The organism is Deinococcus metalli (assembly GCF_014201805.1).
GTDB lineage: Bacteria > Deinococcota > Deinococci > Deinococcales > Deinococcaceae > Deinococcus > Deinococcus metalli.
Window position 1 is genome coordinate 196602 of record NZ_JACHFK010000001.1, and the last position, 21591, is coordinate 218192.

21 protein-coding genes are annotated in these 21591 nt (G+C 69.6%); 10 read left to right on the forward strand and 11 right to left on the reverse strand.

The window, feature by feature from the left end; translation table 11 throughout:
• Window positions 1-18: 18 nt before the first annotated feature.
• The 6 genes from HNQ07_RS01025 to HNQ07_RS01050 form a co-directional block, all read right to left on the reverse strand.
• On the reverse strand, window positions 19-720 hold the full coding sequence (locus HNQ07_RS01025; protein ID WP_229831801.1) for a C39 family peptidase: 702 nt from the start codon (window positions 718-720) through the stop codon (window positions 19-21).
• Window positions 721-838: 118 nt separating this feature from the next.
• Entirely contained in the window at window positions 839-1705 is an 867-nt protein-coding gene (locus tag HNQ07_RS01030) for an ion transporter (RefSeq protein WP_184108973.1), read from the reverse strand.
• A 71-nt stretch (window positions 1706-1776) separates the two neighbouring features.
• Complete coding sequence (locus HNQ07_RS01035) at window positions 1777-2952, reverse strand: sensor domain-containing diguanylate cyclase (protein ID WP_229831800.1); 1176 nt, start codon at window positions 2950-2952, stop codon at window positions 1777-1779.
• 104 nt (window positions 2953-3056) lie between these two features.
• Window positions 3057-3239: a hypothetical protein gene (locus tag HNQ07_RS01040; protein ID WP_184108975.1), complete on the reverse strand. Its 183-nt coding sequence runs from the start codon at window positions 3237-3239 to the stop codon at window positions 3057-3059.
• A gap of 136 nt (window positions 3240-3375) precedes the next feature.
• Window positions 3376-3717 (reverse strand): hypothetical protein, encoded by a 342-nt coding sequence (locus HNQ07_RS01045; RefSeq protein ID WP_184108977.1) that lies wholly within the window; start codon window positions 3715-3717, stop codon window positions 3376-3378.
• 213 nt (window positions 3718-3930) lie between these two features.
• A complete protein-coding gene (locus tag HNQ07_RS01050; RefSeq protein ID WP_184108979.1) occupies window positions 3931-5280 on the reverse strand; it encodes a LamG-like jellyroll fold domain-containing protein in 1350 nt (449 codons plus the stop codon).
• A gap of 177 nt (window positions 5281-5457) precedes the next feature.
• On the opposite strand from HNQ07_RS01050, the gene HNQ07_RS01055 reads away from it, so the two are divergent.
• The 8 genes from HNQ07_RS01055 (at window position 5458) to HNQ07_RS01090 (ending at window position 15614) form a co-directional block, all read left to right on the forward strand.
• A complete protein-coding gene (locus tag HNQ07_RS01055; RefSeq protein WP_184108981.1) occupies window positions 5458-5730 on the forward strand; it encodes a hypothetical protein in 273 nt (90 codons plus the stop codon).
• A 178-nt stretch (window positions 5731-5908) separates the two neighbouring features.
• Window positions 5909-9076 (forward strand): ExeM/NucH family extracellular endonuclease, encoded by a 3168-nt coding sequence (locus HNQ07_RS01060; protein WP_221274664.1) that lies wholly within the window; start codon window positions 5909-5911, stop codon window positions 9074-9076.
• Between the two features lie 92 nt (window positions 9077-9168).
• Window positions 9169-9924 (forward strand): sulfite exporter TauE/SafE family protein, encoded by a 756-nt coding sequence (locus HNQ07_RS01065; protein WP_184108983.1) that lies wholly within the window; start codon window positions 9169-9171, stop codon window positions 9922-9924.
• On the forward strand, window positions 9921-10211 hold the full coding sequence (locus HNQ07_RS01070) for a hypothetical protein (RefSeq protein ID WP_184108985.1): 291 nt from the start codon (window positions 9921-9923) through the stop codon (window positions 10209-10211). Before HNQ07_RS01065 ends, HNQ07_RS01070 begins: the two co-directional genes overlap by 4 nt.
• Before the next feature lie 218 nt (window positions 10212-10429).
• Window positions 10430-12775, forward strand: coding sequence for a 3-hydroxyacyl-CoA dehydrogenase/enoyl-CoA hydratase family protein (locus tag HNQ07_RS01075; protein WP_184108987.1), 2346 nt, complete (start codon window positions 10430-10432; stop codon window positions 12773-12775).
• 23 nt (window positions 12776-12798) lie between these two features.
• Window positions 12799-13974, forward strand: a complete 1176-nt coding sequence (locus HNQ07_RS01080) for an alpha/beta hydrolase family protein (RefSeq protein WP_184108989.1) — start codon at window positions 12799-12801, stop codon at window positions 13972-13974.
• Window positions 13967-14401 (forward strand): SMI1/KNR4 family protein, encoded by a 435-nt coding sequence (locus HNQ07_RS01085; RefSeq protein WP_184108991.1) that lies wholly within the window; start codon window positions 13967-13969, stop codon window positions 14399-14401. The genes HNQ07_RS01080 and HNQ07_RS01085 overlap by 8 nt, the downstream gene beginning before the upstream one ends.
• Before the next feature lie 13 nt (window positions 14402-14414).
• Window positions 14415-15614 (forward strand): thiolase family protein, encoded by a 1200-nt coding sequence (locus tag HNQ07_RS01090; RefSeq protein ID WP_184108992.1) that lies wholly within the window; start codon window positions 14415-14417, stop codon window positions 15612-15614.
• Window positions 15615-15812: 198 nt separating this feature from the next.
• Here HNQ07_RS01090 and HNQ07_RS01095 read toward each other — a convergent pair whose 3' ends face one another.
• The 3 genes from HNQ07_RS01095 to nadE all read right to left on the reverse strand — a co-directional run bounded on the left by HNQ07_RS01095 (window position 15813) and on the right by nadE (window position 18502).
• Complete coding sequence (locus tag HNQ07_RS01095; protein ID WP_184108994.1) at window positions 15813-16550, reverse strand: Ig-like domain-containing protein; 738 nt, start codon at window positions 16548-16550, stop codon at window positions 15813-15815.
• Between the two features lie 200 nt (window positions 16551-16750).
• Window positions 16751-17614 (reverse strand): Ig-like domain-containing protein, encoded by an 864-nt coding sequence (locus tag HNQ07_RS01100; RefSeq protein WP_184108996.1) that lies wholly within the window; start codon window positions 17612-17614, stop codon window positions 16751-16753.
• 57 nt (window positions 17615-17671) lie between these two features.
• Window positions 17672-18502, reverse strand: a complete 831-nt coding sequence (nadE, locus tag HNQ07_RS01105) for an NAD(+) synthase (protein WP_184109005.1) — start codon at window positions 18500-18502, stop codon at window positions 17672-17674.
• 101 nt (window positions 18503-18603) lie between these two features.
• On the opposite strand from nadE, the gene HNQ07_RS01110 reads away from it, so the two are divergent.
• On the forward strand, window positions 18604-20073 hold the full coding sequence (locus HNQ07_RS01110; RefSeq protein ID WP_268245891.1) for a nicotinate phosphoribosyltransferase: 1470 nt from the start codon (window positions 18604-18606) through the stop codon (window positions 20071-20073).
• Between the two features lie 94 nt (window positions 20074-20167).
• Window positions 20168-21064, forward strand: coding sequence for an ADP-ribose pyrophosphatase (locus HNQ07_RS01115; protein WP_184109009.1), 897 nt, complete (start codon window positions 20168-20170; stop codon window positions 21062-21064).
• Here the strand turns inward: HNQ07_RS01115 and HNQ07_RS01120 are convergent.
• Complete coding sequence (locus HNQ07_RS01120; RefSeq protein WP_184109011.1) at window positions 21061-21303, reverse strand: hypothetical protein; 243 nt, start codon at window positions 21301-21303, stop codon at window positions 21061-21063. The two genes, HNQ07_RS01115 and HNQ07_RS01120, sit on opposite strands and share 4 nt — an antisense overlap.
• A gap of 1 nt (window position 21304) precedes the next feature.
• On the reverse strand, window positions 21305-21562 hold the full coding sequence (locus HNQ07_RS01125; protein WP_184109013.1) for a hypothetical protein: 258 nt from the start codon (window positions 21560-21562) through the stop codon (window positions 21305-21307).
• Window positions 21563-21591 lie beyond the last annotated feature (29 nt).

Genomic DNA, 21591 nt, shown 5'->3' on the forward strand with positions numbered 1-21591 from the left:
GGTCACGCCGCGCGGCCTTCAGCTGTTCTTGCCGAGCAGACCGCGCACGACCGAGTCGTAACCCTCGGGGTACACCGGGAACATCCGCCGGGACTGCGTGTTCCACAGCACGTCGAAGCTGTGGTAACTGAGGTAGGCGACCGGGCCCACCATGCTGTCACTCACCCAGAACACCCGCGCCTGATCGTCGTAGCCGCGCACCACCCGGAAGTGGTTGAGGTGCCCGGGCCGGTCGAACCACTGCAACACGATCACCGGGATGCCCAGGGCGAGCAGCCGCTTGACCTGCGAGGCCTGGGCATCCCGGACTGCCATGGTCTTGAGCTTGTAGCGGGCGAGTTCGGGCGCGATCGCGCTGACCTGCATGTACCCGCCGTCGGGCCGGGTGGCCCGCTGGATCACGTCCTGCCCGAGCTTGACCTTGTAGAAGCCCAGCACCGACGACAGGGCGCTCGGCCCGCAGTTGTTGTACGTCTGGAAGTCGAAGGCCAGCCCCTGGAGGAAGGTCCGCACCGGCAGGACGTCCGCGCCGGGCAGCCAGTCGTTCAGCGGCAGCCACCCGATGAAACTCGCGACCGTCGCGTCGGGCGTGCTGGACCACGCGACCGGGCCCGCCACTCTGGTGGGGTCCGGCCGCGGCACCGGCGGCGCCGAGCGCCCCAATGCGACCGCGCTCAGGCCCAGCAGCAGCGCGCCGCCGCGCAGCAGGAGCGTCCTCATGGAGTGGAGGGAGGGGAGCGTCACGGAACGCCCCGCAGTCGAGTGGTGCGGCATGCAGGAGCAGCTTACCCGGTCGGCACCTCGGCCGTGGCGAGGCGCTCTGGAGCGGGCCGCAGCGTCACGACGGCGCGCCCCCGGGCGCCGCTGTGCCGATGTCCGTCTCGGGCAGCGCCTGCGCGCAGCGGCGGCAGTAGCGGGCGTCGGTCTCGTGGCGGTCCAGGCCGCAGCGCGGGCACAGCCGGTCGGCGCGGCGGTTGGCCTGGGCCTGCGCGAGACCGACTGTCACGATGCCGGTGGGCACGGCGATGATGCCGTATCCCAGGATCATCGCCAGAGACGCCAGCGCCTTGCCCACGGGCGTCTTGGGGGCGATGTCCCCATAGCCCACCGTGGTCAGCGTGACGACCGCCCAGTAGATGCTGGTGGGGATGCTCGTGAAGCCGTACTGCGGCCCCTCGATGACGTACATCAGCGTGCCGATCACCACAACCAGCGTGAGCACCACCGCGAGGAACACCGTGATCTTGGCGAGGCTGGCCCGCAGCGCCAGCGTGAGCACACTCGCTTCCGAGAGGTAACGCACGAGCTTGAAGATGCGGAAGATGCGCAGCAGCCGCAGGACCCGGAGGATCAGCAGGAACTGCGCGCCCGGCACCGCCAGCGCGATGTAGGCCGGCAGGATCGAGAACAGGTCGACCAGACCGAAGAAACTCAGCGCGTACCGGCGTGGCGTGGGCGCCGCGATCAGCCGCAGCACGTACTCCACCGTGAACACGGCGGTGAGCAGCCACTCCAGGGTGCGCAGGGCGGTGCCGAAGCGGGCGCGGTAGATCCCGACGCTGTCGAGCATCACCGCGAGCACGCTGAGGATGATGGCCGCGATCAGCAGGACGTCGAACGCTCGCCCGGCCCGGGTGTCGGCGTTGTCGATGATATTCGCCAGCGTGTCGCGCCACGCTGCCCGCCCGGCCGTCCCGCTGCGCATTCCGGCAGTCTAGGGGCTCGGCGTGGAGCAGGCGGTCCGCTGCGTCACGGTCGGCAGCGCCCACCCCGGGGTCACGCAGACACGAGCTGTGCGGGCGCCGGGCGGCGGAGCTTGGACGCATACATGGCCAGGTCGGCCCGCGTCACCGCGTCGGTCAGGACGTCCCCGACGCGGACCGGCGTGCGGCCCACGCTGACCGTGCAGCCCAGCGATCCGTCCAGCCGCGCGTCCAGGTCGGCCACCTGCGCCTCCACCGCTGCCGCGGTTCCGGTCAGGAGCAGCACGAACTCGTCCCCGCCCCAGCGGCCCGCGACGTCCCCCGGCAGGGCCACGGCGTGGAGCGCCGCGCCGAGCCGGCACAGGCACTCGTCCCCGGCGGCGTGCCTGCGCGTGTCGTTGATGCGCTTGAACTCGTTGATGTCGCAGACCAGCAGGGTGGCGGCGCGGCTGCCCAGCCCGGCCGCCCACGTGCTGAACGCCGACTGCACGCCGCGGCGGTTGAGCAGCGCTGTCAGCGGATCGTGCAGCGCCTGCCGACGCAGCGTGTCCTGAAGCGCCTGTACTTCCTGACGCTGCCGGTCGGCGTGCAGGATCCAGAACGCGAAGGTGCCGCCGATCGAGAGCAGCGTCACGCCCAGGTACAGCAGGATGTTCGGCACGTTCAGCGCGAAGGCCACACCCTGCCCGTGTCCGGCGCCCAGCATCACGGTGCGCGGGACGGTCAGCAGCGTCACCAGTCCCAGCACCCCGAGGTTCAGGGCGTAGGCCGTGCGCAGCGTCGGCTCGGCGCGGGCCTGCCGCACGAGCAGCCGCACCAGCGCCACGCACACAGCGCCCAGGTACACGCACACCAGCACGAAGCGGACCGTGAAGAGGTCCGCGCCCACTGTCAGGGATGCCAGCAGCGCCAGCACGGCCGCGAGCAGCAGTGCGTGGCGCAGCAGGGCCGACGGCGTGGGTGCCTGCCGTCCGAAGCGGGCGAAGGCGTGCAGGAGCGCGGCCGCCCCGGCCATCACCAGGCCGTTGCCCAGCAGGATAGAGGGCAACTGGGTCTCCGGGGTCCGCAGGGCGCCGATCAGCATGCCCAGCACGACCGCTGCGTGCCCCACTGCCCAACTCCGCCACCCCGGGTACGACGGCCGCAGGTACGCGAGTCCCACGGTCAGCGCCGAGACCAGCGTCGTCACGGCCCACACGGTGCCGGCCATCACGACCATGCCCGGCTCTGCTGTCCACCCGTCGTCCACGCCACCCCCCAGGCCATCTGTGTGGCTGTGGCCTCAGTCAAGCAGGGGGGCACTGTCCGGAGTCTTACGCCCGGGAACCCGGGGAACGCGCGCCCACCGGGCGTTCAGGCGTGCGAGACGACGAAGACCACAAGGGCGATGGTCAGCAGCACGGCCCAGAACCACAGGGGAAACGAGGACTGCGTCTGCTGAGAGGGTCCCGAGTACACCTGCGGCGCGGCGCCCTTGAGCCTGACGCGGGCCACGGTGCCGGCGCTAGAACTTAATGTGGTCGAGTGTCTGCCCATACAGTCGTCCTCCCTGACACGGCGTTCCGCACGTGAAGGGATGGTAAAGCTCGCGCCGGTGTCAGTGCTGTGTGATTCCCGTCGTCGGCAACCGGGGGCATGACCCCCCCCCGAGCGGCTGCGGCAGGCCAGGACGTCAGGTCGTCTGATCGAGCATCGAGATGACCGCGCACGCGAGGTTGTACACGGGCTGGTGCCCGTGCTCGGAGCACATGCGCTGCGCAGCGCTGACGCGCGCGTTGGCGCGGCTGGACGCCGACTCGAGCCGCCAGTCCCAGCCGCGCGCCTCGGCCTCCTCGCGCAGACCGTACTCAAGGTGGCGCTCACCGTGCAGCCACCACCCGCTGCTGGCCCCGACCTGGTACACAGGAATCCACGCGCCCTCGGTGAACACGCTGTACACGTTCACGCTGCCCTGCCGCTCGGCGCAGATACGGTCAGGCAGGCGTTCTGTCAGGGTACACAGCAGGTCATTCATCGGATGAGCTGACGGTAACATCTGCCTCCAAACCGGTGGGAAAGAAAATGTTCAAGGTGACGCACCCTTTATGAACGATGAACGACCGTCCCATGAGTCGTGGGCGGTGCGTTCCGGGTCCGCAAGAGGGAACACGTACCCGCTTATAGGGTTCACACCAGAAACGTGCCGGGCCGTGCGCCCTGACCGGCCCGGCATGGTGCCCAGCCGCGTTCAGGGCTTCGGGTAGCGGTCGAGCGTGTACAGGGCGCTCACCTCGTACGGTTGCAGGGCGCGGTTGTACAGCCGCAGGTCGTCCACGCTGCCCGAGAAGGGCGAACTGCCCGCGCCGCTGTCCGTGCCACCCTGCGCGTCCGCGACCGTCCACGCCGCGGTGCCCTGGGGCAGCACATACGCGCTGCTGGCCGACGCCTGCGCCACCCGCACGCCGTCGCGGTACAGCCCGAGGATGGACGGGCTGCCGCTGAGGATCGCCACGTACTGCGTCCAGGCGTTGCCCGTTATGGCGGTGGGGTCGGTCACGTTCAGCGCCGCGCCGCTGGCGGGAGCAAGGCGCGCCGTGACCCGGCCGTCCGTGCCCAGGGTCAGGCTGAATGCCCCGTCCTTCGTGCCGGTCAGCCAACCGCCCCGGTTGAGCCGCGTGCTGTCCGGCCGGACCCACACGTTCACGCTGAACTCGCCCGGCAGCGGAATCGGGGCGGTCGTGCCCCCGCCGGACACGCTGACCGTGCACGCGGCGGCGCCGGGGTCGTTGAAGCGCTCGGCCCGGTCCGCCACGGTGTACCGGTCGGCCACCGGGGTCAGGCACCCGCTCCCCGCGTAGGTGCCGCTGCGCTTGTTGCCGCTGAGGTCGGTGAACGTGTTCCCGTCAAAGACGAAGTGCGCCTGCGAGCCCGTCTGGAAGCGGGTCACGTTGAGCGTTCGCGTGTCGGTGGTCCGTCGGCCGCTGCTGTCCGTGGCCGTGACCTTCACGGTGTAGGTTCCGCTGGCCTGATAGTCGTGCGTGGCGGTGAAGTTCCCCGTGGACGCTGTGCTGGGTGTGCTGCCGGTCTCGCCCCAGTCCACGGTGACGCCCTGCAGTGTGCCGCTCGTCGTGCTGGCCGTGCCGCTGATGGTGACGCGCTCCGGCGTCCCTGAGATGCCGTTCACGACGGTCACGTTGTTCAGCGTGGGCGCGGCCGGGTCGGGCGCGGGCGTCGTGGCGCTCGCCTCGGTCGAGTAGGGGCTCGTGCCGGCGGCGGTGGTGACGCGCAGGTGGTAGGTATACGCGGTGCTGGGGCTCAGGCCGGTGTCGGTGTACGTGGTGGCGCTGCCGTCCGGTGAGGCCACCGGCACGTACGGCGCGGTCCCGCTGCGCCGCTCCAGGGTGTACCCGGTCGCGCCGCTCGCGGCCGTCCACGTCACGGTGATGCTCTGGGGCGAGCTCGGGGTGGCCTGCACGCCGGTGGGCGCGGTGGGCGGAGTGGGCGCGGCGGTGCCGGGGCCGCAGCCGCCCAGCAGGCCGATGCCGGCGAGGGCGGTGAGGACGGCGCTGATCCGGTGGGCAGTGCGGTATGTGGTCATGGAGTTCCCCTGTGGGCGTGGGCGGTGGGACGGGCAGCAGTGTGGACCGGGCCTGATGGTATGGCGGCGTGGCGGCGGGCCGGATTGGGCCACCGTGAAGACCCCCTGCGGTTGGCGGGTGGGCCGATAGAGGAGAGCGCGGGTGACAAATCGCAAGTCGGAGCCTAATATTCTGTTATGAGCGAAACGCCGCTGTCCCCCCTGCTGGTGCTGCACGCGCCACCCGGCCACGACGTCGACCCACAGGCGCTCGATGCGCTCAAGGCGTACGCCGGCGCCCGCTACGGCGCGTCGGTGCTTGTCAACCCGCGCCTGGAGCCGGCCAGAGCCCACCAGCCGCTGCTGCTCGGTGACTGGGGCGCCATGCGGCCTGGCCGCGTGCTGGCCGACCTCCAGCCCCTGATCGCCCGCGTCTTCTTCAACCTCGACTGGCTGGCCGATGTGATCTGACGCGGCGCCCGAACGGGAGGTGGCACGGCGGGCCGGCGGAGTCTCACTGTCCCGTTTTGCTGTCCAGCACGCCGAGAGGTGCCTACCTGTTCCCGCTGTGAATGTACCCTGGATGACGCCCAGATGAAATCGCTTCTCTATGGTGTGGCGGTATCACCCCAACCCCCCAAGGAGATTCATGCGCGCATCCCTGGCTCTTGCCCTGTCCTGCACCCTGCTCGTCGCCGCGTGCGGCACCACTCCCGCCGCCACCGCCCAGAAGGCCCAGACGCCCGACATGATCGCCCAGGCGAACAAGGTCGCCGTCGTGAGCGTCAAGGTGGCGCCCGAGGTCAAGTACCTCGACCTGAGCCTCACACCTGTCAAGGGCGGCACCACCCAGAAGCTGAGCGCCGCTCCCGCCGACGGCACGGCGATCTTCCAGATCAGCACCGCCGGTACGGCCGAGTACACCGCGACCATGAGCGCCTACGACGCGCAGGACCGCCTCGTCACGCTGTATGAGGGTGCGGCCACTCTGAGCCTCAAGTCCGGGCGCGCCACCACCTTCCCGGCCCTGACTCGCGTGACCGCCACCGTCACCGTGAACGCCACGCCCACCTCGGACGTCACCAGCGCGTACGCCGCGACGCTGGGCGAGACCACCCAGACCATGACCGTGAAAGACGGCGTGGCCACCACCGCGTTCACGGCCATCCCCACCGCGCGCGGCCTGACGGTCACGGTGAAGGGCTCGACCAGCGACGGCCAGACCAGCCAGACCGGCAGCGCGACCTTCAACCTCACCAAGGGCGGCGCGACCGTCCCCGTGGAGCTGACCGCGCAGCCCACCTGCGCCGTTGTGCCCACCACGGCCATCGGCGCGGTGCAGGGCAGCGGTGACACCAGCCCGCTGGCCGGTCAGACCGTGACGGTGCGCGGCGTGGTCACCGCCGACTACCAGGACGGCCTGAGCGGCTTCATGTTGCAGGACGCCGGCGACAGCAACGACGCCACCAGCGACGGCGTGTTCGTGTACACCGGCACCACCAAGCGCGATGTGAAGGTGGGCGACGTCGTGCAGCTTGGCGCGACCGTCAAGGAATTCGGCACGGCCCCTAACACCCTGACCGAACTCGATACGCTGACGGCCTTCGCCAAGTGCGGCGCCAGCCTGACCGTCAAGCCCGCCGTGATCAGCGCGCCCTTTGGCGCCCTGGAACGCTACGAGGGCATGCTCGTCACGTACCCCGGCATCCTGACCGTCACCGATAACTTCTCGTATGGCCGCTACGGTGAACTGGGCCTGAGCGCCATCGGCCGTCAGTTCAACCCCACCAACGGCAATACCCCCACGATGCCCGGCACCGCCGATCTGCTCGCCAACCGTATCGTGCTGGACGACGGCCGCAGCAACCAGAACCCTAACCCGCTGGCGTACCTGAGCACCCAGGAAAACACCCGCCGCACCGGCGACACCGTCACGGGCCTGACCGGCACGCTGACCTACGCCAACGGCGCGTTCAAGATCGAGCCCACCGGCACCGTGCCCTTCGTGGACGCCAACCCGCAGCCCGCCACTCCCGCCTCCGTGGGCGGCAGCCTCAAGGTTGCGGGCGCGAACGTCCTGAACTACTTCACCACCTTCGGCGGCGCGAGCGACCGCGGCGCGAACAGCGCCTACGAGTTCCAGCGCCAGAAGACCAAGGTCGTGAATGCCCTCAGGGGCCTCGACGCCGACATCGTCACGCTGATGGAAGTGCAGAACAACGGCGACACGGCCCTGAACGACCTGGTGTCTGGCCTGAACGCCGCCTACGGCCGCGAGGTCTACAAGGCCATCCAGACGGGCGTGATCGGCACCGACGCGATCAAGGTCGCCATGCTGTACAAGCCCGAAAGCGTCCGCCCCTTCGGCTCGTACGTGATCGACCCCAACGCCGTGTACTCGCGCCCACCCCTGGCGCAGACCTTCCAGAAACTCACGGGCGGCACCCTGACCGTGGTTGCCAACCATCTCAAGAGCAAGGGCAGCTGCCCCGCCAGCGGCACCAATCTGGAGAATCAGGACACCGGCCAGGGCTGCTGGAACCAGCTGCGCGTCCAGCAGGCCCAGGCGCTCCTGGCCTTCGCCGGCACCCTCAAGTCCCGCGTGAACGACCAGGACGTCCTGCTGATGGGCGACTTCAACGCCTACGGCGCGGAAGATCCCATCAAGACCATCCAGGCGGGCGGCTTCGTCAGCGAGAACCTGCGCATCGACGCCGATGACCGCTACTCGTACCAGTTCGGCGGGCTGTTCGGCTACCTCGACCACGCCCTGGCCAGCACCAGCCTCGATACCCAGGTGACGGGCATCACCGAGTGGCACATCAACTCGGACGAACCCACTGTCGCGGACTACAACGTCGAGTTCAAAAACACCCCGAACTGCGCCAGCAGCACATGCCTGGGCGCCGACCTGTACAACCCGGCCACACCCTTCCGCGCCAGCGACCACGACCCGGTGCTCGTGGGCCTGAACCTCGCCAGTGACAGCCCCACCGATCCCACCCCGCCGGCCCTGACCGTCGCCGCGACCGGTAGCGACACGGCCACCGCCGGGCAGCCCTACAGCCTGACCGTCACCACCACCGGCACGCCCGACAGCGTGTCCGTGAACTGGGGCGACGGCACCAGCGGCGCTGTGACGGCCAGCCCCGCCACCCACACCTACACGGCCCAGGGCCCCTTCACCATCACCGTGACCGCCATGCGCGGCGCAGAAACGCAGACGGCGACCAAGGCCGTGACGGTCAGCGCTGCGCCGACGGGGAACGGCAAACTGGTGATCAGCCAGGTGTACGGCGGGGGCGGCAACAGCGGGGCGACCTTCAACAACGATTTCATCGAGATCTTCAACGCGGGCAGCGCGCCCGTGAACCTGAGCGGGTACTCTGTGCAGTACGCCTCCGCAACCGGTACGACGTGGCAGACCACGCCGCTCACCAACGTCTCGCTGGCGGCCGGTCAGTACTATCTGGTTCAGGGTGCGGCCGGCACCACGGTCACGAATGCCCCCCTGCCCACGCCAGATGCCACGGGCACCCTGAACCTGAGCGGCACGTCTGGCAAGGTGGCGCTCGTGAGCAGCACCGTCGCCTTGAGCGGCACCAATCCGAGCGGCGGCCCGCTGGTCGATCTAGTCGGTTACGGTTCCGCAAATGGATTCGAGGGCAGCGCGCCCGCGCCGACGCTCTCGAACTCGACTGCCGACCTGCGGGCGAATGGTGGCTGCACCGACACCAACCAGAACAGCACGGACTTCGCCACGGGCGTTCCCGCACCCCGCACTACCGCGACCGCCCCGAAAGCCTGCACTCCCTGATCCTCTTCCATCCACGCTGAACGGACGACCCGCTGCTTGGGCCGTCCGTTTCCTGTTAGCCTCGCTGGCGTGATCCGGCCTTGATATCCGCGATGATGCTCGCCGTGATCGGCGTGGGACTGCTGGCCGGGGTGCTGGGCGCGATCCTGGGGCTGGGGGGTGGAGTGGTGGTGGTGCCGGCGCTGGAGTTCGTGCTGCCGCATTTCGGGCGGGACATCACCATCCAGCAGGCGGTGGCGGTCAGTCAGATCGGGGTGCTGGCGGTGGGGCTGAGCGGCGCGGCCAGTTACCTGCAACAGGGGCTGGTGCGGGCGCGCACGGGCTACCTGCTGTCGCCGTACACCATCGTGGGGGGCGCAGTGGGCAGTTTCCTGGGGCTGGTGCTGCCGGCGCAGGCGGTGGCGACGGTATTCGCCGCGTTGCTGCTGTACTCGGCGTACAACCTGCTGCGCGGCCTGAAACGCGTGGAGGTCGAGCGCGAGCCGTCGCGGCTGGTGCCGCCCGCCATGACCTTTGCGGGCATCATGAGCGGCCTGCTGGGCATCGGTGGGGGCACGGTGCAGGTGCCGGTCCTCAACCTCCTGGCGGGCGTGCCGATCCGGCAGGCGATCGCCACGAGCACCTTCATCATGGGCCTGACGGCGGTGGGGAACGCGCTGGTGTATCAGGCGGGCGGCCTGCTGGACGTGCGGCTGGCCGCCGGGATCGGGCTGGGCGTGCTGGTGGGCGCGCGGGCGGGGGCGTTCCTGCAGAGCCGCATTCCGGCCGCGCAGCTCAAGCTGTTCTTCAGCCTGCTCCTGATCTTCACGGCGCTGCAACTGCTGTGGAAGTACTGGGGCCACGCGTGAGCAGCCCACAGCGCGCTCCGGCCGGCCCGGACGAGACCCCGGAACTCGCCGGCCTGCCGCACTGGCTGTACCCGGCCGGCTTCTGGGTGGGTGTGGGGCTGCTGGCGGTGGGGGTGCTGGCGCCGAACCTGGCGGCGATCGGGGTGGTGTGGATCGCGGCCGTGCCGGTGCTCGCGGCGCTGTGGGTGGCTGTGGCCGGGTGGCGGCAGGACCGCCGCCTGAGCGTGGCCGCGCTGATCGCGCTGACCGGGCTGGTGCTGGTGGTCGTGGTGAAGCAGTTCATCTGATCGCGCGCTCTTCCGGACTGACAGCCTGACGCCGGCCCTGGCCGAGGGGCCGCAAGTCCTCGTGCGCCGGTCTCGTACCGCCTGGGGAAGGAGGCGCGGCGGGTCGGCGGTGCCGGCGCAGAGGCTGCCGTGCCGTGCGTCCGCGCCGGTGGACAAACCTCCGCGGTGGGCCTAAACTTGAACCGAGTCCAATTTTGGTTCCGCCCGCAGGAGGCCGTATGAAGATCCAGAAAGCAGCCGTGATCGGTGCCGGCGTCATGGGCGCCGCCATCGCCGCGCAACTCGCCAACGCGGGCATCCCCGTGCTCCTCCTCGACATCGTGCTGCCGGACCAGCAGGACCGGAACTTCCTGGCGAAGGGTGGCATCCAGCGTGCCCTGAAGGCCCGGCCCGCCGCCTTCATGGACCCGGCCCGCGCCGCCCTGATCACGCCCGGCAACCTCGAAGACGACCTGAAAAAACTCAAGGACGCCGACTGGATCGTCGAGGCGATCATCGAGAAGCTGGACGCCAAACGCGATCTGTGGGCGCGCGTCGAGACAGTCGCCAAGAAGACCGCGATCATCTCCAGCAACTCCAGCGGTATCCCCATGCACCTCCAGATCCAGGGCCGCGGCGAGGACTTCCGGCGGCGTTTCGTGGGCGCGCACTTCTTCAACCCGCCGCGCTACCTGCACCTGCTGGAGGTCATTCCCACGCCCAGCACCGACCCCGAGATCGTGAAGACCTTCAGCGAGTTCGCGCAGACCACGCTCGGCAAGGGCGTCGTGGTCGCCAACGACGTGCCGGGCTTCGTCGCCAACCGCATCGGCGTGTACGGGATCGTCCGCGCCATGCAGCACATGGACAGGGCCGGCCTGACGCCCGCGCAGGTGGACCAGCTCACCGGCCCCGTGCTGGGCCGCGCGAACTCCGCGACCTTCCGCACCGCCGACCTGTCCGGGCTGGACATCATCTATCACGTGGCGAACGACCTCGGCCGGGCCACACCGGACGACGAGGACTTCACCCTCACGCCCGCCTTCCGCACGCTGGTAGAGGAGAAGAAGATGCTGGGCGACAAGACCGGCAGCGGCTTCTACAAGAAGACCAAGGGCGCGGATGGCAAGACGAAGATTCTCAACCTGAACCTGGAGACCTTCGAGTACGAGGACCAGGGCAAGGTGAAGGTCGCCGCCGTGGACGCCGTGAAGGGCCGCCCCCTGGCCGAGCGCGTCAAGGCCCTGTACGCCGCCGAAGGTCCGGAAGGCGACTTCCTGCGCGGCGTGATGAACGACGGCTTCTGGTACGCCGCGAAGATGGCCGGGAACGTGTCGGACCGTCTCCAGGACATCGACAATGCCCTGAAATGGGGCTTCGGCTGGGAGCAGGGCCCCTTCGAGACGATGGACACGCTCGGCGTGCAGGGTGTCATCCGGAATCTGGAAGCGGAGGGGCGGACCCTGCCCCCGCTGCTGGCGGCCATGAAGGACAGCGGCCGGGACGCCTTCTACCACGGCGGCGAGACCGTCACGCCCGCCGGCGAGCCCACGCCGTACCACGCGCCGTACTTTATCCTCGCGGACCTCAAGAAGGACGCCACGACGGTCGTGAAGAAACGCGCCGGGGCCAGCGTGCTCGACCTGGGCGACGGCGTGCTGCTGGTCGAATGGCACGCCAAGATGAACGCCCTGGGTGAAGACCAGCTCCGCGCTGTGCAGGACGCGCACAAGCTGGTGCAGGACCTGGGCTACGCGGGCCTGGTGCTCGGCAACCAGGGCGAGAACTTCAGCGCGGGCGCGAACCTCCCCCTGATCCTCGCGCAGGCGCAGGCCGAGGAATGGGATGAGCTGGACGACATGATCAAGCAGTTCCAGCAGGTCACCACCAGCCTGCGCTTCAGCCCCCACCCCACCGTCGCCGCGCCGTTCGGCCTGACGCTCGGCGGCGGCGCTGAATTCACCCTGCACGCCGACCACGTGGTCGCCAGCGCGGAGCTGTACATGGGCCTCGTCGAGGTCGGCGTGGGCCTGATCCCCGGCGGCGGCGGAACCAAGGAGATGCTGCTGCGCTTCACCGACCAGCAGCAGCCCGGCCAGCAGCTCGGCGCGGCCCTGCTGCCCGCCGTGCAGCGCGCCTTTGAACTCATCGGCACCGCGAAGGTCAGCACCAGTGCGCTGGAGGCGCGGAACCTGGGCTTCCTGCGTGACACCGACACCGTCGCCATGAACAAGAACCACGTGCTGCAGGACGCCAAGCGGCAGGTGCTGGCCCTGGCCCCCGGCTACGTGCAGCCCACGCCGCGCCAGGACATCCCCGTCATGGGAGACGCCGCCATCGCCGCGATCAAGAGCGCTCTGTACGGCATGCACCAGGGCGGCTACGTCACCGACTACGACCTCGTCGTCTCCGAGCAGCTCGCCCGTGTGCTGTCCGGCGGGACCGGCAACAACCGCACGGCGAAGGTGTCGGAGCAGCACCTCCTCGACCTCGAACGCGAGGCCTTCCTGACCCTGCTGGGCAAGAAGGGTACGCAGCAGCGCATCGACCACATGCTCAAGACCGGCAAACCGCTGCGCAACTGAGCGGCCTGCCCCAGGATGTCGTCATGACCACCCCACTGGATCGCCTCCGCACCATCCGTAAACGCCGCGCCCTGGCGTGGGCGGGTGCGGCCTACGCCGGGCTGGTGCTGGCCGGCGCGCTGATCGGCGCGGAGATCACCCTGCGGAGCAAGACGCGCTGGGTCAAGGGCGTGTTCGTGCCCGTCGGTCGGCGCGGGAACGACGTGTTCCTGCCGGCCAGCGTCGAGACCCTGTCGCGCGGGCCGCTGGGCGTGGTGCCGTTGCGGCCCAACCGGGGGCACGCGGTGCTGGGCCGGCACCAGATGGCCGGCACCGTCGTGAAGCGGCCGATCCTGCAACAGCGGGGCACGCTGCCGAACGGCGCGCTCGCGTGGGTGTCCACGTACCTGTACAACGGCACGCCCGCGCAACTCGGCGTGGCGTACTCGGACGAGGTCGTCCGCACCCCCGTGGGCGACATGCCCGCATGGCACATCCCGCCCATGCACGGCGAGCCGGACGCCGTCGCCATCGTGATCCACGGGCACGGTGGGCAGCGGGCGCAGGCGCTGCGGATGCTGCCAGCGCTCCTGCGCTCCGGCGTCGGCTCGCTGTATGTCACGTTCCGCAACGCTTTCGGCGCCCCGCAGGTCGGCAAGGGTTACCTGACCCTGGGCGATGTGGAGGCCGAGGACGTCCTGGCCGCGCTGCACTGGGCGCAGGAGGCCGGGTACAGGCGCGCCGTGCTGTACGGCTTCTCCATGGGCGGCAACATCGCCCTGAGCGTTCTGCGCGCCCAGTTCCGCCCGTATCCGATCCCGGTGGTCGGAGTGCTGCTCGACTCGCCCGCGCTGGACTGGCGGGCCACCATCCGCTGGAACGCCCAGCGCTTCGGCCTCCCAAAACCCGTCGCGCGGCACGTCGGCGCGTTCACGCAGTGGGTCGTCACGCGGCGCAGCGGGCAGGACTTCGACACCGTGGATCAGATTCAGGCCGCGCCCACCTTCGACGTGCCGATCCTGCTGTGGCACGGCACCCGCGACCGCACCATCCCTATCGATCAGGCTGAAGCGCTGGCCGCCGCCCGCCCCGATCTGGTCGAGTACCACCGCGTGGAGGGCGCCAAGCACATCCGCACGTGGAACATCGACCCGAAGGGCTACGACGCGCAACTGGAGGCGTTCATCGGGAAGGTAGTGCCGGGGGTGCAGCGTGAGTGACTGGCAGAGACTGACGACAACATCGGACAAGGTGGCTCTGAGAGCATCTGTCACTGATATGGATTTGCAGGATCTCCGCAAATGCGCCGGCCTTCAACTTCCCCAGAAGTACGAGGACTTCCTGCGCTATTCGGATGGACTTGATGTGTATTCATCCATTGTCTTCTCGACAAAAGACGCAATCGTCAAAAATTCTCGACCCATCACTCAGGATTGGGACGAGCTGTACATGCCTGTCGCAGGACTATTTTTCTTTGGGGAAGATGCCGACGGCGACCTATTCTTCTTCAGGCGCTTAAAGCGCTGTGTTGATCGGAGCGTGTACGTGTGGCGACACGAAGATGATAGCCGAATCCAGATCGCCTTCTCGCTTGCGGCCTTCCTCGAACAATATCTATCCGGCGATTATGATGCCTGGAATCTATAAAGGAGTAACCACCATGCGCGATGCTGTTATCGTTTCTGCTGTTCGTACCCCCGTGGGCCGTGGCGTCAAGGGTACCCTCGCCAACACCCGCCCCGACGACCTCGCGGCGCTGGTCATGAACGAGGCCGTGAAGCGGGCCGGCGTGGACGCCGGTCTGGTCGAGGACGTCTACCTGGGCTGCGCGATTCCCGAGGCGGAACAGGGCCTGAACGTGGCGCGGCTGGCGGCGCTGCGGGCCGGCATGCCGGACTCGGTGGGCGGCGTGACCGTCAACCGCTTCTGCTCCAGCGGCCTCCAGACCATCGCCATGGCGGCGGCGGCCATCCAGACGGGGCAGGCGGACGTGATGCTGGCGGGCGGCGTGGAGTCCATGAGCATGGTGCCCATGAGCGGCCACAACCCCAGCCCGAACCTGGAACTGGTGGATCAGCGCCCCGGCGCGTACATCGGCATGGGCCTGACGGCCGAGAACGTGGCCGCGAAGTACGGCGTGAGCCGTGCGGACCAGGACGCCTTCGCGCTGAGAAGCCACCAGCGGGCTGCCGCCGCGCAGGATGCCGGGAAGTTCAACGACGAGATCGTGCCGGTGCCGGTGCGCCGCGACACCGTGAAGGGCACGAAGGTCAAGTCCGAGACGCTGGCCTTCGACCGGGACGAACTGATCCGCCGGGACGCGAACCTGGAGGACATGGCGAAGGTCCGCCCGGCGTTCAAGGCGACGGGCTCGGTCAGCGCCGCGAACTCCAGCCCCTTTTCCGACGGCGCGGCGGCCGTGCTGATGATGAGCGGCGAGAAGGCGCAGGAACTGGGCGTGAAGCCGCTGGCAAGGTTCCTGGGCTTCGCGGTGGCCGGGGTCGATCCGGAACTCATGGGCATCGGGCCAGTCAAGGCCGTGCCGAAGGTGCTGGCGCAGACGGGCCTGACGCTCGCCGACATTGACCTGATCGAGCTGAATGAGGCGTTTGCGGCGCAGTCCCTGGCTGTGACACGCGAACTGGGCCTGAACGAGGACATCCTGAACGTGAACGGCGGCGCCATCGCGCTGGGCCACCCGCTGGGCTGCTCGGGCGCGAAACTCACCACCACCGCCATCTACGAACTGCGGCGCCGGGGCGGCGGCAAGGCCCTGATCACCATGTGCATCGGTGGCGGCATGGGCGCCGCCGGAATCATCGAGGTCTACCCGGCCGAGGACACCCAGGCCGCAGACTGAAGCGGGAACAGCGGAGGGGCCGGACACAGATCAGTCCGGCCCCATTTCGTTTGGAAGGTCAGCGAGCCGGAAGGTGGCGGCTGATGTTCCGTTCTGTCTCTGGACCTGTTCTGGATACCGAACCGATTGTGCGCGTCTGCGCCACGACTAGGACGGCCTTCTCCCTGGCCAACTCGCCGGCGGTGCTGCCACTCTTTGTCACGGCAGCTCGGCGCTGCTCTGTACAAGGGTGATCCGGACAGGCTGGTTCGATCCGTCTTCTGAATGAAGCCAGCCCGATCCTTCAAACGTCGTTTTTCCCTGCACTGTCGTCAGGGTGTTATCCCCATCTGTGCCGGAGATATAGGTCGTGACCAGAATTGCGCCGGCCGTCTTTTCAACCTTCCACAGGGTCGCTGACAGTGTGCCGGCTGGATCGGACTGGCTCATGATGATGTCGCCAGAGACAGTGCCGGTCTGGTTCTCGAACCCACCGACTCCCGAAGGGGCGCCATCACTTCCTACAGGGCCGGACTCGGAAGAGACAGTGGCTGTTCCGGAGTCCAGCGAAGTGGCGCCGTCCGGCGTGCTGACGGCCCAGTTCCACACCCCCTGATACCGTGTTGTGATGTCAAATGCCGCGCTGGAGCCGACATTGCCGGCCGCGTCGTATGCCTTGGCGGTAAAGCCTGTTCTGGCAGCGGTCAGATCGGGTGTGTACGTGAACGGCGAGGTCGTATCGGTCGCCAGCAGCGTGGTTCCCTGGTAGAACTCCACCCTTGTCACCTTCACGTTGTCGGTGGCAGTGGCGATAAGGGCCAGTTCACGGGTATCGCTGGTACCGCGGCTCAGAGCGACTGCCGGAGCCGTGGTATCTGGCGTGGCAGGTGCGAGACCGTCATCACAGGCCGTCAGAAGAAGAACCGCTGTGAGGGCCGACAGGAAGGCAGATTTCACCCGGCCACTGTAGGGGTGACGGCAGGAGCGCGGTGCCTCACATCCGTCAGTCCGGACCGGAAAGCGCTCGCTGGCTCAGAAGTTGGCCCTTCGGTGAAATGCGGGCGCACCCAACAGCGGATCATCGTCTCCTGTGGCGTGGGCGCACCAAGGCTAAGGGACGGACTGCGCATGTCCGTCTCTTAGCCCTGTGGAAGGGTTCAGCGGTTGAGGAAGCCCGCCGCCACGGACTTCACGGTGGTCTGATCCAGTGTCAGGGTGCGCACGGGTACGCGCTGCGAGGTAAGGTAGGCGACCGCCCGCTGCCCTGCGTTCTGCCGGGCCGTGTTCTGCCCGCTCAGCGACTGGGGAACGACGGCTGAGTCCTGTACCATCGCCAGCGCCACGGTCGCGCCCGCGGTATTGGTGGAATCGTAGATGACTGCGGCACCCTCTACCGTTGCCTTGCCCTGGTACGTGCCCAGCGTGTCGTCGGCATCCTCGCCATAGAAATAGTTGCCGGTGCTGGATTCAAGGCCGGCGCTGAAAATGACTTCCAGCTTTCCGGCTGCGAACAAGGGACCCATCAGTGAGACGCCGGTGCGATTCGCTGGGCTGTTCTGATACACGCCGAAGCCGGCCACGCGCCCCTGGAAGGAGCCCTCGTCGAAGAAGATGACGGCGCCACTGTCGATGACGGTGCCGGACGCGTCGCCCAGGGCCCAGCCCCACACGCCCTGGTAGGGGGTCACGATGTCAAACGCGGCGCTGGTGCCGACATTGCCCGCCGCGTCGTAGGCACGCGCGGTGAAGCCGGTGCGGGGTGCCGTGACGTCAGTCTCGTAGGTGAAGGGCGCCGCCTTGTCGGTGGCGAGTAGGGTGCTGCCCTGGTAGAACTCCACCCTTGAGACGCGGGTGTTGTCGCTGGCAGAAGCCGTCAGGACCACAATGCCATTGGCGTCCGAGATGCTGCGGCTCAGGCTGACGGTCGGTGCGGCCGTGTCCTTCGCGGCGGGTGTCGTACTTCCATCGCATGCGGTCAGGATCAGGGCGGCGGCCAACAGGGCTGAGCTGCTGAATTTCATGTGGGCACTCTAGTCCCGTGTTGTGGGACCGCGTGCCGCACATCCTGCAGTGAGCAATCAGGGCTGAGCTGCCCACCAGCCGTCGAACGGCGTGACGGGCAGTGCGCGTTTGTGGCGGGTGTTCACGAACATGGTCTCAATGCGCTCGGCGGCGCTGGCCTCGATGTCGCGGCCTTCCAGGTACGCGTCGATCTGGGCGTAGGTGACGCCCAGGGCGGCCTCGTCGGGCAGGCCGGGGCGGCCGTCCTCGAGGTCGGCGGTGGGCACCTTCTTCCACGCGCTCTCGGGCGCGCCGAGGTGCGCGAGCAGCTGCGCGCCCTGGCGTTTGGTCAGGCCGGTCAGGGGCGTGAGGTCCACGCCGCCGTCGCCGTACTTGGTGAAAAAGCCGGTGACCGCCTCGGCGGCGTGGTCCGTGCCGACCACAAGGAGGTTCAGCTGCCCGGCGATGGCGTACTGCGCGACCATGCGCTCGCGGGCCTTGACGTTGCCGCGCACGAAGTCGCGCAGGTCTGTGCCCAGGGCGTCGGCGGCGGCACGCGCGGCGGCGTCGGCGCTGGGGCAGATGTTCACGGTGACCGTGTGGTCCGGGCGGATGAAAGCCAGCGCCGCCTGCGCGTCAGCCTCGTCGGCCTGCACGCCGTAGGGGAGGCGCACGGCGATGAAGTTGGCCGCGCCGCCCCCGGCGCGCACGCGTTCGGCGGCGAGCTGGCACAGCCGGCCCGCCAGGGTGCTGTCCTGTCCGCCGCTGATGCCCAGCACGAAGCCGGCGGCGGGGGTGGCGCCCAGGTAGGCGCTGAGGAACGCGACGCGCCGCTCGACCTCGTGGGTGGGGTCAATGTCCGGCTGGACGTTCAGTTCGGCGCGGATGCGGTCGCGGAGCGCACTCATGACCCGGAGTATGAATCATGCCGGTGCCGGGTGAGTCGAGGACGAAGGCGGGCGGAGCGGACCGGAGGGTTCCTGGAGGGAAGCGCGCGTACACTCCGCTCGTGACCCCTGCGCCCCTGCCACCTGCGCCGTCGGCCGTGTTCACGGACCTGTATCAGCTCACCATGATGCAGGGGTACGTCGAGCACGGCCTGCACACGCAGGAAGCGGTGTTCGACCTGAGTTTCCGGCGTCGGCCGTTCCGGGGCGGGTACGCGCTGTGGGCGGGCCTGGAGCCCATGCTGGACGCGCTGGAGGCCCTGCACTTTACGGGGGACGAGCTGGCGTACCTGGACGGCCTGGGCCTGTTCCGCCCGGCGTTTGTGGACGCCCTGCGGGGGTGGCGCTTCACTGGGCGGGTGGACGCCTTCCGCGAGGGCAGCGTGGTGTTCGGGCACGAACCGTTGCTGACCGTGACCGCGCCGCTGTGGGAAGCGCAGCTCGTCGAGACCATGCTGCTGAACACCCTGAACTTCCAGACGCTGGTCGCCACGAAGGCCGCGCGCTGCGTGCTGGCCGCCGCGTCGAGCCCGCACGGGGGCACGGTCGTGGAGTTCGGCGCGCGCCGGGCGCAGGGGCCGGACGGCGCGCTCTCGGCCACGCGCGCGGCGGTGGTGGGCGGCGCGGTCGGCACCAGCAACGTGGAGGCCGGCCTGCGCTGGGGGCTGCCGGTCACCGGGACGCACGCGCACGCGTGGGTGGAGAGCTTTCCCGACGAACTGAGCGCGTTCCGCGCGTACGCCCGCACATACCCGGACGCCACGACCCTGCTGCTCGACACGGTGGACACCCTGGCGAGCGGCCTGCCGAACGCGCTGACGGTCGCCCGCGAGCTGCGCGCCGCCGGGCACGAGCTGCGCGGCGTGCGATTGGACAGCGGCGACCTCGCGTACCTGTCGCGGCGGATTCGGGCGGACCTCGACGCGGCGGGTTTCGAGGACGTGCGGATCGTGGCCAGCAACGACCTCTCGGAGGACGTGATCACCGCGCTGATCGCGGAGGGCGCGCGGATCGACGTGTACGGCGTGGGCACCCAGCTCGTCACGGCGGGTGGCGAGGGCGGTGGCGCGCTGGGCGGCGTGTACAAGCTGGTGCAGCTGGGCGGGCGGCCCCGCATGAAGCTCACCGCCGATCCCGGCAAGGCCAGCGTGCCGGGCGTCAAGCACGTGTGGCGCGGCGCAGAGGGCCCGGCACCCGACGCGCCCTACGCGTGGGACGTCCTGACGCTTGGGGAGCCGCCCGAGCCGGGCGACGTGGTGAGCGACCCCGTGAACCCGCTGCGCGCCGCGCGTGTGCCCGCCGGGCTGCACTGGGCGCCGGCCCGTGAGATGGTCATGCGGGGTGGCGTCCGCACGGGCGCGCCCGAGGCCCTGCTGGACGTGCAGGCGCGGGCGCGGCGCGAACTCGCCCGTGTGCCGGCCGGCACCCGCCGCCTGCTGAACCCGCACGTGTACCGCGTGAGCCTCGCCCCGGAGGTGGCCGCCCTGCGCGACCGGGAACGCGCGCGGCTGCTGGGCCAGTCCAGCGCGTGACCGACGTGCTCCGCCGCTTCCCTGCGATGCCGGTCGATTCCGCTGGCCCCCGACCGGTCGAGGACGATCACCGCACGCCAGTCTGGGCGCATCCATGAGCCCCGTGGACGGCGCGGTGTTCATCGGGCGCTGCCAGCCGCCGCACGACGCGCATGTCGGGGCGGTCCTGGCGGCGCTGGACGCCGCGCCGCGCGCCGTGGCGCTGCTGGGCAGCGCGAACCTCGCGCGCAGCGTCCGCAATCCCCTGAGCGCTCCGGAACGCGCCCGGCTGCTGCGCGCCGCCGTGCGGGACGCTGGGGGCGACGTGCGGCGCGTGACCATCCGCCCGCTGCCCGACCGCTTTGACGGCGAGCGCTGGGCGGCCGACGTGCGCGCGGTGGTGGCCGGCGTGCTCGGCCCGGCCGCGCGGATCGCCCTGGTCGGGCACGAGAAGGACGCCAGCGGCGCGTACCTGCGCTGGTTTCCCGGCTGGACGCGCGTGCCCCTGCCCGGCGTGCCCGGTCTGGACGCCACCCGCATCCGCGCCGCTTGGCTGACTGGAGCCCCCCTGCCGCCGGGCGTGCCCCCGCGGGTGACCGCGTGGCTGGCGGCCTTCGCGGCGCGCCCGGCGTTTGCTCGCCTGGCGGCCGACTGGGTCGCCGTCGAGGCTGCCCGCGCGGCGCTGCCACCCGGCGTCCGGCTCCACGAGGAACGCTGGCTGCAGATCCACGCCGGTCAGGTATGGCTGCACACGCGCCGGGGCGACATCGGCTGGGGGCTGTGGGAGCTGCCGGGACGGGTGCTGTCGCCGGGGCACCGACCGGAGCGGGACGGCGTGGTGTTCGGCAATCCCGCCCGCGCGCTCGTCGGGCAGGCGGTCGCGCACGTCTACCGGGCGCCGCCCCCGCCGGACGTGCTCGCCCGGCCAGTCGACCTCGCGGCGGCCCTGGCCCGCCCTCGCCGCTTCCACGAGGACCACCACGTCATCCTGACGCGGCTGCTGGGGGGCTAGCCCTCCCCGGACGACTCCTTCACGTTGTCGGCTTCATCCTTGAGCCAGCCGGTCGTCTTGCGGCGGTTCATCTCCCCGAAGGCCGACAGCCACTCCGGCTCGCTCAGGCCGTCCAGATCACGGCCGGAGAAGCGTTCGAGCAGCACGTCGCGCATCACCGCCGCCTCGTAGTCGCTGGCGCTCTGGGCGCCCAGGCGCTCCAGCACGGCGCCGGTGCTCAGGTGCTCGTCGATATTCATGTCAGGCCTCCTGGATGTCGAAGGGAAACACGGACGCCTCGGACGTCACGTGGAACCGGCGGCGCAGGTCGTCGAGCTTGCGGTGGGCTTCGGCCGTGTGCGCGACCAGGCCGTGCGGCACCTCCGCCGTCTCGTGGGCGAAGGTGACCCCCTCGACCTCCACGCCGGGCGCGCCGCCGTCCAGGGTCACGAACCGTGCCGGCACCTGCCCGCCCGGCACGAGAAGCATGAAGTCGTCCATGCCGGCACTGTCGCGCATCGGGGCGCGGCGCACCACCGCCCGGCTGA

What these genes read in the sequence shown, in the direction of transcription:
- HNQ07_RS01040 (WP_184108975.1), bottom strand. Translation starts at nt 3,239, where the DNA reads ATGGGCAGACACTCGACCACATTAAGTTCTAGCGCCGGCACCGTGGCC.
- HNQ07_RS01065 (WP_184108983.1), top strand. Translation starts at nt 9,169, where the DNA reads ATGATGCTCGCCGTGATCGGCGTGGGACTGCTGGCCGGGGTGCTGGGC.
- HNQ07_RS01115 (WP_184109009.1), top strand. Translation starts at nt 20,168, where the DNA reads ATGAGCCCCGTGGACGGCGCGGTGTTCATCGGGCGCTGCCAGCCGCCG.
- HNQ07_RS01120 (WP_184109011.1), bottom strand. Translation starts at nt 21,303, where the DNA reads ATGAATATCGACGAGCACCTGAGCACCGGCGCCGTGCTGGAGCGCCTG.
- HNQ07_RS01055 (WP_184108981.1), top strand. Translation starts at nt 5,458, where the DNA reads ATGAGCGAAACGCCGCTGTCCCCCCTGCTGGTGCTGCACGCGCCACCC.
- HNQ07_RS01100 (WP_184108996.1), bottom strand. Translation starts at nt 17,614, where the DNA reads ATGAAATTCAGCAGCTCAGCCCTGTTGGCCGCCGCCCTGATCCTGACC.
- nadE (WP_184109005.1), bottom strand. Translation starts at nt 18,502, where the DNA reads ATGAGTGCGCTCCGCGACCGCATCCGCGCCGAACTGAACGTCCAGCCG.
- HNQ07_RS01025 (WP_229831801.1), bottom strand. Translation starts at nt 720, where the DNA reads ATGAGGACGCTCCTGCTGCGCGGCGGCGCGCTGCTGCTGGGCCTGAGC.
- HNQ07_RS01080 (WP_184108989.1), top strand. Translation starts at nt 12,799, where the DNA reads ATGACCACCCCACTGGATCGCCTCCGCACCATCCGTAAACGCCGCGCC.
- HNQ07_RS01045 (WP_184108977.1), bottom strand. Translation starts at nt 3,717, where the DNA reads ATGAATGACCTGCTGTGTACCCTGACAGAACGCCTGCCTGACCGTATC.
- HNQ07_RS01050 (WP_184108979.1), bottom strand. Translation starts at nt 5,280, where the DNA reads ATGACCACATACCGCACTGCCCACCGGATCAGCGCCGTCCTCACCGCC.
- HNQ07_RS01125 (WP_184109013.1), bottom strand. Translation starts at nt 21,562, where the DNA reads ATGCGCGACAGTGCCGGCATGGACGACTTCATGCTTCTCGTGCCGGGC.
- HNQ07_RS01090 (WP_184108992.1), top strand. Translation starts at nt 14,415, where the DNA reads ATGCGCGATGCTGTTATCGTTTCTGCTGTTCGTACCCCCGTGGGCCGT.
- HNQ07_RS01030 (WP_184108973.1), bottom strand. Translation starts at nt 1,705, where the DNA reads ATGCGCAGCGGGACGGCCGGGCGGGCAGCGTGGCGCGACACGCTGGCG.
- HNQ07_RS01075 (WP_184108987.1), top strand. Translation starts at nt 10,430, where the DNA reads ATGAAGATCCAGAAAGCAGCCGTGATCGGTGCCGGCGTCATGGGCGCC.
- HNQ07_RS01060 (WP_221274664.1), top strand. Translation starts at nt 5,909, where the DNA reads ATGCGCGCATCCCTGGCTCTTGCCCTGTCCTGCACCCTGCTCGTCGCC.